The organism is Arthrobacter sp. FX8 (assembly GCF_026723805.1).
GTDB lineage: Bacteria > Actinomycetota > Actinomycetes > Actinomycetales > Micrococcaceae > Arthrobacter.
The window spans coordinates 927475-940490 of the sequence record NZ_CP113505.1 but is presented as its reverse complement, the minus strand read 5'-3'; the positions used below and the strand labels follow the sequence as shown (position 1 = coordinate 940490).

General features: G+C 68.7%; 9 protein-coding genes and 4 pseudogenes. 2 read left to right on the top strand and 11 right to left on the bottom strand.

Annotated features, from left to right (window positions below; translation table 11 throughout):
* Window positions 1-35: 35 nt before the first annotated feature.
* A complete protein-coding gene (locus OUO20_RS04340; RefSeq protein ID WP_018771551.1) occupies window positions 36-695 on the bottom strand; it encodes a DNA-3-methyladenine glycosylase in 660 nt (219 codons plus the stop codon).
* Between the two features lie 128 nt (window positions 696-823).
* On the opposite strand from OUO20_RS04340, the gene OUO20_RS04335 reads away from it, so the two are divergent.
* Together OUO20_RS04335 and OUO20_RS04330 are read left to right on the top strand one after the other, a co-directional pair.
* On the top strand, window positions 824-2302 hold the full coding sequence (locus OUO20_RS04335; RefSeq protein WP_268002899.1) for an AlkA N-terminal domain-containing protein: 1479 nt from the start codon (window positions 824-826) through the stop codon (window positions 2300-2302).
* Window positions 2299-2808 carry a methylated-DNA--[protein]-cysteine S-methyltransferase gene (locus tag OUO20_RS04330; protein ID WP_268002898.1) on the top strand — a complete coding sequence of 170 codons (510 nt, stop codon included), beginning with the start codon at window positions 2299-2301 and terminating at the stop codon, window positions 2806-2808. The genes OUO20_RS04335 and OUO20_RS04330 overlap by 4 nt, the downstream gene beginning before the upstream one ends.
* Window positions 2809-2814: 6 nt before the next feature.
* On the opposite strand, the pseudogene OUO20_RS04325 reads toward OUO20_RS04330, so the two are convergent.
* From OUO20_RS04325 to argC, 10 genes and pseudogenes are all read right to left on the bottom strand, one after another.
* A pseudogene (locus tag OUO20_RS04325) lies at window positions 2815-3551 on the bottom strand (maleylpyruvate isomerase family mycothiol-dependent enzyme).
* A 38-nt stretch (window positions 3552-3589) separates the two neighbouring features.
* Window positions 3590-4137: pseudogene (locus OUO20_RS04320) on the bottom strand (pyridoxine/pyridoxamine 5'-phosphate oxidase).
* A 70-nt stretch (window positions 4138-4207) separates the two neighbouring features.
* A complete protein-coding gene (gene argH, locus OUO20_RS04315; RefSeq protein WP_134166032.1) occupies window positions 4208-5635 on the bottom strand; it encodes an argininosuccinate lyase in 1428 nt (475 codons plus the stop codon).
* Window positions 5636-5645: 10 nt separating this feature from the next.
* Window positions 5646-6845, bottom strand: a pseudogene (locus OUO20_RS04310) (argininosuccinate synthase); the annotation flags it as partial.
* Window positions 6846-6890: 45 nt separating this feature from the next.
* Window positions 6891-7421 carry an arginine repressor gene (locus OUO20_RS04305; protein ID WP_018771558.1) on the bottom strand — a complete coding sequence of 177 codons (531 nt, stop codon included), beginning with the start codon at window positions 7419-7421 and terminating at the stop codon, window positions 6891-6893.
* Window positions 7421-8422 (bottom strand): ornithine carbamoyltransferase, encoded by a 1002-nt coding sequence (argF, locus tag OUO20_RS04300; RefSeq protein WP_018771559.1) that lies wholly within the window; start codon window positions 8420-8422, stop codon window positions 7421-7423. The genes OUO20_RS04305 and argF overlap by 1 nt, the downstream gene beginning before the upstream one ends.
* The gene (locus tag OUO20_RS04295) at window positions 8419-9672 is read right to left on the bottom strand and encodes an acetylornithine transaminase (RefSeq protein ID WP_268002897.1); all 1254 of its coding nucleotides are present in this window, start codon (window positions 9670-9672) and stop codon (window positions 8419-8421) included. The genes argF and OUO20_RS04295 overlap by 4 nt, the downstream gene beginning before the upstream one ends.
* Window positions 9669-10628 carry an acetylglutamate kinase gene (gene argB, locus OUO20_RS04290; RefSeq protein WP_018771561.1) on the bottom strand — a complete coding sequence of 320 codons (960 nt, stop codon included), beginning with the start codon at window positions 10626-10628 and terminating at the stop codon, window positions 9669-9671. Before argB ends, OUO20_RS04295 begins: the two co-directional genes overlap by 4 nt.
* Before the next feature lie 54 nt (window positions 10629-10682).
* Window positions 10683-11834 (bottom strand): annotated as a pseudogene (gene argJ, locus OUO20_RS04285) (bifunctional glutamate N-acetyltransferase/amino-acid acetyltransferase ArgJ); the annotation flags it as partial.
* A 10-nt stretch (window positions 11835-11844) separates the two neighbouring features.
* A complete protein-coding gene (argC, locus tag OUO20_RS04280) occupies window positions 11845-12876 on the bottom strand; it encodes an N-acetyl-gamma-glutamyl-phosphate reductase (RefSeq protein WP_056391327.1) in 1032 nt (343 codons plus the stop codon).
* Window positions 12877-13016: the final 140 nt, after the last annotated feature.

Sequence of the window (13016 nt, the reverse complement as noted above, 5' to 3'; positions counted from 1 at the left end):
TTCCGTTAACGCTTGTGAAACGTTGCAGCCGGCAGTCAACGTGCCGGCTGCTTCCGGATCCGGGGCTTGGCAGCCTTGTATTTGGAGACGGTGGGGTCGCCGGTGAGCCAGAACCGCCAGGCGTATTCCGCCGATCCCCCGGCGCCGGCCACGCCCACCCGCGGGCCCGTACTTACCGGACCGCCGGTGCAGGAGGGAAGCTCCAGGCCGAAAGGTGGAGCCAGCGCGTCCCGGCCACTGTCCGCCGTCGTCAATCCAAGCGCTTTGGCCAGGCGGGCCGGACCGCTGGCCAGGTCGGCGGGCGTTCTCGACGTGGGACGGCGCCGTTGCGCCAGTTCAAGTCCGTCCACCACCTCCCCTGCCCGCAGCAGCAGGGCGGACGCAACGCCTGCCGGGCCGCAGACAATGTTGGTGCAGTGGTGCATGCCGTAGGTGAAGTAGACGTAGAGGTGCCCGGCGGGGCCGAACATTGGCGCATTGCGGGGTGTCGGGCCCCGGTAGGTATGCGAGCCCGGGTCCGGATGGAGCGAATCCTCGGGCCCAAGGTAGGCCTCGACCTCGGTGAGCCGGATGGACACCGCGCCGTCCCGGGACTGGTGCGTCAGTACGGCGCCAAGCAGCTGCGGGGCGAGCTCGCGGGCATCTCCGGACAGGAAACTCCGGAGCGTCCCGGCGTCCGGAGCACTTTCGTTCATTGCTCGACTTTACCCGGATGCCGCCCGTTTCATCCGCCCGGCAGCCGCCCCGGCGCCGGATTCCCGCCCTCCACGGCCATGTCCGATTTCCGCTAGGACCGGCCGGGGTGGGCTGGCAGGATGGAGGAATGGACTTCTGGCAGCGCTACCGGGCAATCGATGCCCGCGACCCCCGGTTCGACGGCCAGTTCTATACCGCCGTCCGCACAACCGGGATCTACTGCCGCCCCTCCTGCCCGGCCCGCACCCCCAAGGCGTCCAACGTGACGTTTTACGAGACGTCCGCCGCGGCACACGAGGCGGGCTACCGGGCCTGCAAGCGCTGCCTGCCGGAGGCGGTGCCGGGAACCCCTGCCTGGAACGTGCGGCAGGACGTTGCGGGCCGGGCCATGCGGCTGATCAACGACGGCGTGATCAACCGGGACGGGGTGGCAGGCCTTGCGTCCCGCCTGGGGTACTCGCAGCGCCAGCTTAACCGGATCCTGGGGCAGGAACTGGGTGCCGGTCCCCTGTCGCTGGCCCGCGCTGCGAGGGCGCAGACCGCACGTACGCTGCTGGTGTCCACCTCCATGAAGCTGGCCGACATCGCCTTCGCGGCCGGCTTCAGCAGCGTGCGGCAGTTCAACGAGACCATCGCCGAGGTGTTCGACATGACCCCCACCGCACTTCGCAGGACGGTCCGGCACCCGGCCCCCGGTGGCGGCACGACGGCGCTGACCCTTGGCCTGCCCTACCGTCCGCCGTTCGATCCAAGCATCTTCTCCTTCCTTGCGGTCCGTGCCATCCCCGGCATCGAGGAGGGTACGGCCACCTCCTACGCACGGACCCTGCGGCTCCCCCATGGCGATGCGCGCTTCCAGGTGGCGTACGACGGCGGCACGCGGGCACGGCAGCTCACCCTCACCGTGGGTGCGGTGGACCTGCGGGACCTTCCGGCACTGCTGAGCCGCGTGCGGAGGCTGTTCGACCTGGACGCAGACCCCGAAGCGATCGACGGTGCCCTCACGGCCGACCCCAGGCTTGCCGCCTCCGTTGCCGGCGCTCCCGGAATGAGGATGCCGGGGGCGCTGGACCCGCAGGAACTGCTGGTGCGGGCCATGGTGGGCCAGCAGATCACGGTGGCGGCGGCCCGGACCGCACTGACCCAACTGTCCGCCGCCGGCAGTCCCAGCAGCACGGCCGGCGACGGCCTGGACAGGCTCTTCCCGACGCCGGCCCAAATAGCCGCGGCGGGCCACCTGCTGCGCGGGCCCAGAAGACGGACCGAATCGCTCCTCCAGGCGGCCTCGGCCATGGCCGCCGGAGAACTGGAGTTCGGCTATGGGGACGACCTAACCGGCCTGGGCGCCAAACTGCTGCCCTTGCCGGGGGTGGGACCATGGACCGTGGGGTACGTGGCCATGCGGGTCCTGGGCGCCCCGGACGTCTTCCTCGCCAACGACGCCGCCGTTCGGAACGGAATCCGCGCCATCGATAATGGTGACAGCACCCTGAGCCCGGACTTCCGGGAGACCAGCCCGTGGCGCTCCTACGCCACCATGCACCTGTGGCGCGCCGCAGCACGGCCCGCACCGACAACAACCGTTCCCGCGAAAGGGATGCCATGAAAGCGCAACTGATGCAGCTGTCCACGCCTGACGGGCCCTTCACCATCCTTGCCCGGGACGGTGTGGTCCTCGCTTCGGGCTGGACGGCAGGCCTTGCAGAACTCACCGGACAGGTCCATCCCACGCTGCGGCCCGACGCCGTGGAGGAGGTGGCAAGCCTTGGCGGTATCTCGTCCGCCGTTGAAGCCTTTTACGACGGCGACCCCGCTCCCGCCATGGCAGTCCGGGTACTGCAGCAGTCGGGCCCGTTCCGTGCCCACGCCTGGGATGTGCTGCGCCAGGTCAAACCCGGCTCACCCGTTACGTACACCGAGTATGCGGCCCTCGCGGGCAACCCGCGAGCGGTCAGGGCGGCGGCCAGCGCCTGTGCCTTCAATGCAGCGGCGTTGTTCGTTCCCTGCCACCGGGTGATCCGGACCGATGGCTCGCTGGGCGGCTTCCGCTGGGGCCTGCCCATCAAGGAAAGCCTGCTGGCCCGCGAGGCTGGCCAGGACTGCTTCAGGTGAGGACGACTACTTTGGGTCGGGCATCGCCGAAGGCCAGGGCAGCAGGGCGGGAAGGTCGGTGCCGTCCCCGGCGGCGGTGGCCCGCAGGCTGTCCAGCGACGGCTTGCGCCCAGCGAGCCAGGCGGCGATATCCGTGACCATGCCGCTGACGACGACGGTGCTGCCGCCGGCGCCAAGGGCCAGCGGCGGAAGTGCCACCGGCTGCAGGACAAGCCGGGTACCGGCCGGGACGCGGGCGGCCAGGAAGTCGAAGAGGTGGGAGCAGAATTCCCTGTTCCAGGTTTCGGGTCCCGTGCCGGCATCCAGGTCCGCGGTGTGGATGACGAGCTCGCGCCAGAGCGCCAGCCCCGCATCGAAGATGACGCCGTCGCGGAACGCGATGGGCGTCTGCCACTCATCCCCGTCCAGTGCGTCAAAAGCCGCCAGCGCGCGGCGCAGCGCGGCATCGACGTCCTCCCGGTGCTGCCCAAGGCTGTGCCCCGCGGCCAGATCGATGGCGCGGTTGCGGCCTTCCACGCCGCCGTCGTAAAGCTCCACCGTTTCACCGCGGCGGCCGTACTCCACCTGACGGGCCAGGGCGTCGCAGATTCCGGCGAGGTGGGCCAAAGGTGCCCGCGGCTCCAGCCGCGAAGGGTGGACGGAGCACGTTCGCCGCCGTCGGGAATCCGGTCCAGCCCGGCAGTCAGCGCGGCGCCGGCCGTGTGCAGTTCGGCCAGGAGGCCGGCAGGAGAAGGAGAGGTCATGCGGCCAGCCTAGCCGAGCACCCAGGCGCGCCAGCTACTTATTCCAGCGGCGATCCGTCCGGCCCGACACGGTGCCGGACATGGTTGCCGTCGTTGCTGGCCTGCCAGAACTCGATCTCGACGGGCTGGAGGGCGTAGAGCTGCCACTGGGGATTGTCGCTTCCGTCGGCCCGGGGCCGCTCGTGCCAGTCCACCGCGGAAGCCTCGGCAGAAAGCTCGGCCACAGCGCCGGCCACCCGGACCTGGCGGCCCAGGCCCGGCCAGTAGAAGTTCATGGCGGCACGTGGTTCAGCGGCCAGCTCCCGGCCCTTGCGGGAGGTGCGTGACGTGGCGAAGTGCCAGCCGTCGTCGTCAATGTTCTTCAGGATCAGCATCCGCGAGGACGGCTGCTGCCCACCGCCGGATGCCGCGCCCACCGTGGCCAGGCTGAACGCGTGCGGCTGCTGCTCCCCGCGTCCAGCGCCTCATCCAGCCACTGCTTGAACAGCAGCGCCGGGTCCTGCGGGGCGTTGTCCGGGTCGAAACCGGGCAGGCCGGAGGGGAAATCGGGAAGGGTGCGAAGGAACTTGCGGAAGGTTTCGCTCATGGCTCCACCCTAGCCACAACCAGCAAGGGGCCCCGCGGAAAAACCACGGCGCCCCTTGCAGATCCGGTATTTAGCCTGCGTACGCCCGGACGTCGGCGAGCTCGGCTTCCAGTGCGGCGAGCTGGCGTTCGACGGCGGCCGGCGCCGTTCCGCCCTGGGAGTTGCGGCTGTTCAGGGAGCCTTCCGTGGACAGGACCGTGCGGACCTCGGGGGTGAGATGCTCCGAGATGGCAGCGTACTCCCCGTCCGTAAGGTCCCACAGTTCCACACCACGGGATTCCGCCTGCTTGACCGCCGCGCCGGAGAGTTCGTGCGCCTCGCGGAACGGCACGCCCTGCCGGACCAGCCATTCGGCGATGTCCGTGGCCAGCGCGAAGCCCTGCGGGGCCAGCGACTGCATCCGTTCAGTGTTGAACTTGAGGGTGGCGATCATGCCGGAGACGGCCGGAAGCAGCAGCTCCAGGGTGTCGGCGGCGTCGAATACCGGTTCCTTGTCCTCCTGCAGGTCGCGGTTGTACGCAAGCGGAAGGCCCTTGAGCGTGGCCAGCAGCCCGGTGAGGTTGCCGATCAGGCGCCCTGCCTTGCCGCGGGCCAGCTCTGCCACATCCGGGTTCTTCTTCTGCGGCATGATCGAGGACCCCGTGGAGTACGAATCATGCAGCGTGACGAAGGAGAACTCCTTGGTGGCCCAGAAGATGACTTCCTCTGAGATCCGGGAGAGGTCCACGCCGATCATCGAGCAGACCCAGGCGAACTCGGCGAAGACATCGCGGGACGCGGTGCCGTCGATCGAGTTATGCGTGGCGGAGTAGAAGCCCAGCTCAGCGGCCACTGCTTCCGGGTCGAGCCCCAGCGAGGAGCCGGCCAGGGCACCCGAACCGTACGGCGAGACGCCGGCCCGCTTGTCCCAGTCCTGCAGCCGCTGCACGTCGCGCAGCAGCGCCCAGGCGTGGGCCAGCAGGTGGTGGCTGAGCAGGACCGGCTGGGCGTGCTGCAGGTGGGTGCGGCCCGGCATGGCAACACCGTGGTGTGCCTTTGCCTGCTCCACCAGGGCATCCACCGTGGCAAGGACGCCGCGCGCGATGATCCTTGCGTGGTCGCGCAGGAACATCCGGCCCAGGGTGGCCACCTGGTCGTTGCGGGACCGGCCGGCGCGGAGCTTGCCGCCCAGCTGGGTTCCGGCCCTCTCGATCAGTCCGCGTTCCAGGGAACCATGCACGTCCTCGTCGGATTCCGCCGGCAGGTACGCCCCGGACGCCACGTCCTCGTCCAGCTGCGTGAGGGCGGCCAGCATGCCTTCGAGCTCGGCATCGTCCAGCAGTCCTGCTTTGTGCAGGACGCGGGCGTGCGCCTTGGAGCCGGCGATGTCGTAACGGGCCAGCCGCCAGTCGAAGTGCGTCGACTTGCTTAGCGCCGCGAGGGCGTCCGCGGGGCCACCGGCGAACCGGCCGCCCCAGAGCGCGCCTGTGTTGGTGGCTTCCAGTTTTTGCCCAGCCACAGGGGCTACTTCCTGCGACCCGGATGTCGCGGCCGGAGGCAACCTTGGCGGACATGCCCCACAGCTCGATGAAGCCCTTGGCCTGGGACTGGTCGAAGGTGTCGCCGGTGTCGTAGGTGGCCAGCGAGAAGTCGTACAGCGAGGTGTCCGAGCGGCGGCCGTTGACGATGGCCTGGCCGCCGTGCAGGGTCATGCGGATGTCGCCGGAGACGTACTTCTGGGTGTCCTCGATGAAGGCGTCCAGGGAGCGCTTCAGCGGGGAGAACCACTGGCCGTCATAGACCAGCTCGGCCCAGCGCTGGCCAACGGTGGCCTTGAAGCGGGCCTGCTCGCGCTCCACGGTGATGTCCTCGAGGTGCTTGTGCGCGGTGATCAGGGCCATGGCACCGGGGGCTTCGTAGATTTCGCGGGACTTGATGCCCACCAGGCGGTCCTCGACGACGTCGATGCGGCCCACGCCCTGGGCGCCGGCGCGGCGGTTGAGTTCCTTGATGGCCTGCAGCGGAGTGACCTTGACGCCGTCGATCGCTACCGGGACGCCGGCTTCGAAGGAGATGATGACCTCATCCGGGGCCGGCGGGAACTCCGGGGTGGCGGTGTAGTCGTAGATGTCCTTGGTGGGGGCGTTCCAGATGTCCTCGAGGTAGCCGGTTTCCACGGCGCGTCCCCAGACGTTCTGGTCGATGGAGTACGGGTTCTTCTTGGTGGTCTCGATGGGCAGTCCCTTTTCCTCGGCGAAGGCGATGGCCTTGTCGCGGGTCAGGGCGAGGTCGCGGACCGGTGCGATGCACTTCAGGTCCGGGCCCAGGGTCTGGATGCCCACCTCGAAGCGGACCTGGTCGTTGCCCTTGCCGGTGCAGCCGTGGGCCACGGTGGTGGCGCCGAATTCGCGGGCTGCCTTCACCAGGTGCTTGACGATGACCGGGCGGGAGATGGCGGACACCAGCGGGTAGTGGCCCTGGTAGAGGGCGTTGGCCTTCAGGGTGGGCACGCAGTATTCGTTGGCGAACTCGTCCGATGCGTCGGCCACGTAGGCCTCGACGGCGCCGCAGCCCAGGGCGCGCTGGCGGATGGTTTCCAGCGATTCGCCGCCCTGTCCGACGTCCACCGCCACGGCGATGACCTCGGCACCGGTGGCTTCACCGATCCAGCCGATGGCGACGGACGTGTCCAGGCCGCCGGAGTAGGCCAGCACAATGCGTTCAGTCACTTTAGATGCTCCTTGTTGGGGTTGGTTGGTTCGTTGTCTTCAAGCTTATTGCCCGGCTTCTTCTGCCATTTGCAGGAAGCGGGCTGCCAGGTCCGGTCCGCCCAGCGGGTCGCGGGAGACCAGCAGGACGGTGTCGTCCCCGGCGATGGTGCCCAGGATGGACGGCATCACCGAGTGGTCGATGGCCAGGGCCAGGAAGTTGGCGGCGCCCGGCGGAGTGCGCAGGACCGCGATGTTGGCCGAGGCTTCGGCGGTGACCAGCAGTTCGCTGCACAGCCGGGCCAGCCGGGCATCCAGGATCTCCTGCGTCACGCCGCTTTTTGCGGCCCGCTCGCCGCCTTCGCCGGGAACGGCGTAGACCAGGACGCCTTCCTTGCCGCGGACGCGGACGGCGCCCAGTTCCACCAGGTCGCGGGACAGCGTGGCCTGGGTGACCTGCACGCCGTCGTCGGCCAGCAGCGCCGCAAGCTCGGCCTGGGAACGCACGGACTGCCCGGTGAGGATGGCGGTGATGCGCGCCTGCCGGGCGGTCTTGGTGGCCGGGCTGGTGCCCGGGGAGGACGGCTGGGCGGACACTAGAACGTGCTCTCTCCGGTGCCCTCGACGGGGGAAAGGCCGTCAACGAAGGCCAGGCCCGAGCGGTGCATCAGCCAGGCCATCAGCGCCTTCTGGGCGTGCAGCCGGTTTTCCGCCTCGTCCCAGACGATGGACTGCGGGCCGTCGATGACGTCGGCGGAGATTTCGTAGCCCCGGTAGGCCGGGAGGCAGTGCAGCACGACGGCGTCATCCGCGGCGAGTGCCATGGCGTCCGAATCGACGGAGTAGTCCCGGAACAGCTGGAGCCGGGCCTCCTTCTCGGCTTCCTGCCCCATGGAGACCCACGTGTCGGTGGCCACGACGTCGGCACCCTTCAGTGCTTCCTTGGCATCGGTGGTGATGAGCACGGAACCGCCGGTCTCAGCCGCGCGCTCCTCAGCCGCGGCCACGATGTCCGCGGCCGGCAGGTAGCCCTCCGGGCCGGCGATGCGGACGTGCATGCCGGCGGTGACTCCGGCCAGCAGGTAGGAGTTGGCCATGTTGTTGGCGGCGTCGCCGAGGTAGCTCATGGTGAGTCCCTTGAGGTCGCCCTTGTGTTCCTTGACGGCCAGCAGGTCCGCCAGGAGCTGGCACGGGTGGTAGTCATCGCACAGGGCGTTGATGACGGGAACCCTTGAGTTCTCCGCCATGGCCACCAGGCCGGCGTGGGCGCCGGTGCGCCACACAATGGTGGAGACCATCCGTTCGAGCACCTTGGCGGTGTCCTCCACGGATTCCTTGTGCCCGATCTGCGCCTCGCCGGGGTTGATGACCAGGGCATTGCCGCCCATGTCCGCGATGCCGGTGGCGAATGAGACCCGGGTCCGGGTGGAGGTCTTGTCGAAGATCACGGCCACGGTCTTGCGGCCGCTGCCTTCAGCGGCGAACGGCTGGACGCTGTAGGGGGCCGCCTTCATGCGGGCGGCGAGCTCCAGGACTTCCGCCTGTTCGGCGGGGCTGAGGTCGGTGTCCTTGAGGAAGTGCCGGGTTGCGGTGGTCACTGGGCGTCCTTAGCTGTCTGGAGGATTGCCGGGAATGCGGCGAGGAACGTGTCGGCCTGTGCCGTGGTGAGGATCAGCGGCGGGGCCAGGCGGATGGTCCGCGGGCCCGGGCTGTTGACGATGAAGCCTGCGTCGAGGGCAGCCTGCACGACGGCCGGTGCTACGTCGGCGTCGAGGTCGAAGCCGATCAGCAGCCCTTCACCCCGGACCTCGGTGACGCCGGGGATCGCGGCCAGTGCGGAGCGCAGGTGTTCGCCCACGGCCGTGGCGTTGGCCAGGACGTTCTGGCTTTCGAGGGCGTGGAGGGTGGCGAGGGCGGCTGCCGTGGCCACCGGGTTTCCGCCGAAGGTGGTGCCGTGCTGGCCGGCGGACAACAACGACGACGTCTGCCCACCCATGGTGATCAGGGCACCGATGGGGAATCCGCCGCCCAGCCCTTTGGCCAGGGTGATGGCGTCAGGGACAATCCCCGCATCCTCGCTGGCGAGCCACTTGCCGGTGCGGCCGATGCCGGTCTGGACCTCGTCCAGGATCAGCAGGGCGCCGGCTTTGCTGGTGGCCTCCCGCGCGGCCTTCAGGTAGCCCGGCGGCAGGGGGCGCACACCTGCCTCACCCTGGATGGGCTCCAGGAACACGGCGGCCACGGTTTCGTCCACTGCTGCCTCCAGCGCGGCAATGTCGCCGAACGGGATGTGCACCACGCCACCGGGCAGCGGCTCGAAGGGCGCCCGGTAGGCCTCTTTGGCGGTCAGGGCCAGGGCGCCCATGGTCCGGCCGTGGAACGCGCCCTCGAGGGCGATGATGGTGGTCCGCTTGACCGTACCGTCGCCGGTATTGCGGCGGGCAAGTTTGAAGGCGGCCTCGTTGGCTTCGGTGCCCGAGTTGCTGAAGAACACCTTGGAGCCGGCAGGAGCGTGCGCCAGTTCCAGCAGTTTTTCGGCCAGCGCCACCTGGGTGGGGCTGGTAAAGAAGTTGGAGACATGGCCCAGTGTGGCCAGCTGGCTGGCGATGACTGACGTCACGAAGGGGTGGGCGTGGCCCAGGGCGTTCACAGCGATCCCGCCCAGCAGGTCCAGGTACTCCTGGCCGTCGGCGTCCCACACCAGGCAGCCGGCACCGCGGACCAGGACCCGTTGCGGCGTGCCGAACACGTTCATCAGCGAACTGGAGTAGCGCGAGAGCCACTCGGAGCCTGCGTGGCCCGTGGTTTCCACCAACTCGGTGACTGAAGGCTTTTCAACCGTGTTCATCCGTTGATCTCCTCGTCCGGGACGACCTGGGTGCCGATGCCCGCCGTCGTAAATGTTTCCAGAAGCATGGAGTGGGCCAGGCGCCCGTCCACGATGTGTGCCCGTTCCACGCCCTCGTCAACGGCCTTGAGGCAGGCCGCCATCTTGGGGATCATCCCGGACTCGAGCCTGGGCAGCATCTCCCGCAGCTCCGACGCCGTGAGGGAGGAGATCAGGGAAGTCTTGTCCGGCCAGTTGGCGTAGAGGCCTTCAACGTCGGTGAGGATCACCAGCTTCGAAGCGCCCAGCGCCGAGGCGACGGCGGCCGCTGCGGTGTCCGCGTTGACGTTCAGGACCTGGCCCGTGGGCTGGAACCGCGCGGTCCCCGCCACGCTTTCTCCGCCGTCGACAATTTCCGGGGCCACCGTGGAGATCACGGGGATGCGGCCGGCGTCGAGGATGTCCACGATGCCGGCGGGGTCGACGCCCACCACCTCGCCCACCAGCCCGAGGTCCACCTCTTCGCCGTCCACCACGGTGCCGGTGCGGACAGCGCGCAGCAGCCCGCCGTCTTCACCTGACATGCCCACGGCGTAGGGCCCGTGGGAGTTAATCAGGCCCACCAGTTCGCGTCCCACCTGGCCGGTGAGGACCATGCGGACCACATCCATGGCCTCGGGCGTGGTGACCCGGAGGCCGCCCTTGAACTCGGATTCGATGCCCAGCCGGCCCAGCATGGAGTTGATCTGCGGGCCGCCGCCGTGGACCACCACGGGGTGGATCCCCACATGGTGGAGGAAGACGATGTCTTCGGCGAAGGCGCGGCGGAGTTCGTCGTTCACCATGGCATTGCCGCCGTACTTGATCACCATGGTGGTGCCGGCAAACCGCTGGATCCAGGGCAGCGCCTCGATCAGGGTTGCCGCCTTGTCCTGGGCAGCGGACATGCTGGTGGTTTCACGCGTTTGGGTGTTCATGTTGTCACTTTCCGCAGCGGTTCATGCCTTGGCGGGCAATGGCTGGAGGGGCCCCTAGCTGGAGTAGGCGCTGTTCTCGTGCACGTAGTCATGGGTGAGGTCGTTGGTCCAGATGGTGGCCTCGGCATCGCCTGCCTGCAGGTCGATTTCCACCAGGACTTCGCGCGGCTCCAGGTCCACCAGGCTGCGGTCGTCGCCGATGCTGCCGTTGCGGCAGATCTGGACGCCGTTCATGGCCACGTTGAGCTGGTCCGGCTCAAAGGCGGCGTCCGTGGTGCCCACCGCGGAGAGCACGCGGCCCCAGTTGGGATCCTTGCCGAAAATGGCCGCTTTGAACAGGTTGGAGCGGGCCACGGAGCGGCTGACGGTTTCGGCGTCCGCTTCGCTGGCAGCGTTGAACGTGCGGATGGCGATGTCGTGGCTGGCGCCCTCGGCATCGGCGATCAGTTTGCGGGCCAGCTCGGCGCAGACCTTGGTCAGCCCGGCACCGAAATCCTCGGCCGAGGGCACAGCCGCGGAAGCGCCGGAAGCCAGCAGGACAACCGTGTCGTTGGTGGACATGCAGCCGTCGGAGTCGGCGCGGTCGAACGTAACCCGCGTGGCGTCGCGGAGGACGACGTCGAGCATTTCGGGCTGCACCACGGCATCCGTGGTGAGGACCACCAGCATGGTGGCCAGGCCGGGGGCCAGCATGCCGGCGCCCTTGGCGATGCCGCCGATGCTGAATTCCTGGCCGTCGGCGTCGGTGCCGATGAAGAGGGCCGACTTGGGCACGCTGTCGGTGGTCATGATGGCCGTGCCGGCGTCCGGTCCCCCGTCGGTGCTGAGTGCTGCTGCAGCGGCCTCGACGCCCGGCAGGATCTTGTCCATGGGCAGCTGCTCGCCAATCAGGCCGGTGGAGCAGACGAACACGTCGGTGGCTGAGATGCCCAGGACCTCGGCCACTTTCTCCGCGGTGCTGTGGGTGTTCTGGAAGCCCGTGGGACCGGTGCAGGCGTTGGCCCCGCCGGAGTTGAGGATGACGGCATCCACGCGGCCGTCCGAGACCACCTGGCGTGACCAGTGCACGGGGGCTGCGGCCACGCGGTTGCTGGTGAACACGGCGGCGGCGGCTTTGGATGGTCCGTCGTTGACGACCAGGGCGAGGTCCGGGTTGCCGGAGGCCTTGAGTCCGGCGGTGACGCCTGCTGCCCGGAATCCCTGGGGGTGGTGATGGTCACGGAGCTACTCCCTGCAGGTTGAGGCCGGCGGTTTCGGGCAGGCCGAGTGCGATGTTCATGGACTGCACGGCTCCGCCGGCAGTGCCCTTGGTCAGGTTGTCGATCACGCAGGTGACGACCACCCGTCCCGTGTGGGCGTCGAAGGCCAGCTGCATGGCTGCGTGGTTGGAACCCTGGACCGATTTGGTCCCGGGCCACTGGCCCTCGGACAGCACGTGGACGAACGGCTCGTCGTCGTACGCTTCGGTCCATGCCTGCCGCAGCTGCGCTGCGGTGGTGCCCGCCTTGACCTTGGCAGTGGCGGTGGTCAGGATGCCGCGGCTCATGGGAGCAAGGGTGGGCGTGAAGGAAACGCTGACTTTTTCCCCTGCCGCGTTGGAGAGGCCCTGCTCGATCTCGGGGGTGTGCCGGTGTCCACCGCCCACGCCGTAGGGACTCATGGAGCCCATGACTTCAGCGCCGATCAGGTTGACCTTGGCGGCCTTGCCCGCGCCCGAGGTACCGGAGGCGGAAACGATCACGACGTCGTCGGGCTCCAGCAGGTGCGCAGCGAAGCCAGGGGTCAGCGCCAGGAGGGCGGACGTTGGGTAGCAGCCGGGAACGGCGATGCGCTTGGCGCCCTTGAGGGCTTCCCGCTGGCCGGGCAGCTCCGGGAGTCCGTAGGGCCAGGTGCCGGCATGGGGCGAGCCGTAGAACTTCTCCCACGCGGCGGGGTCTTCAAGGCGATGGTCGGCGCCGGCGTCGATGACGACCGTCCCTTCGGGAAGCTGGGCGGCGATCTCGGCGGAAGCACCGTGCGGCAGCGCCAGGAAGACGACATCGTGGCCGGAGAGGTTCTCCACCGTGGTGTCTTCAAGGATGCGGCTGGCCAGTCCATGCAGGTGCGGCTGCAGTTCGCCGAGGCGGGACCCGGCATTGCTGTGCGCTGTGATGGCACCGATGGTCACACCGGGGTGTCCGGCCAGAAGGCGAAGGACCTCTCCCCCGGCGTAGCCGCTGGCACCCGAAACCGCAACAGAAATAGTCATGCTCCGACTATACAGCAATAGTTATGCATTGATGCCGATATTTATGCATGGCCGTCCTTGAGGCCTGCGGTGACGCCGGGACTTGCCGTGCCGGTCTGCGGTGTCCCTAGGATGGTCTCGGCAGCCGGGGCCGGAAACGC

What these genes read in the sequence shown, in the direction of transcription:
- OUO20_RS04340 (WP_018771551.1), bottom strand. Translation starts at nt 695, where the DNA reads ATGAACGAAAGTGCTCCGGACGCCGGGACGCTCCGGAGTTTCCTGTCC.
- OUO20_RS04335 (WP_268002899.1), top strand. Translation starts at nt 824, where the DNA reads ATGGACTTCTGGCAGCGCTACCGGGCAATCGATGCCCGCGACCCCCGG.
- OUO20_RS04330 (WP_268002898.1), top strand. Translation starts at nt 2,299, where the DNA reads ATGAAAGCGCAACTGATGCAGCTGTCCACGCCTGACGGGCCCTTCACC.
- OUO20_RS04295 (WP_268002897.1), bottom strand. Translation starts at nt 9,672, where the DNA reads ATGAACACGGTTGAAAAGCCTTCAGTCACCGAGTTGGTGGAAACCACG.
- argB (WP_018771561.1), bottom strand. Translation starts at nt 10,628, where the DNA reads ATGAACACCCAAACGCGTGAAACCACCAGCATGTCCGCTGCCCAGGAC.
- argC (WP_056391327.1), bottom strand. Translation starts at nt 12,876, where the DNA reads ATGACTATTTCTGTTGCGGTTTCGGGTGCCAGCGGCTACGCCGGGGGA.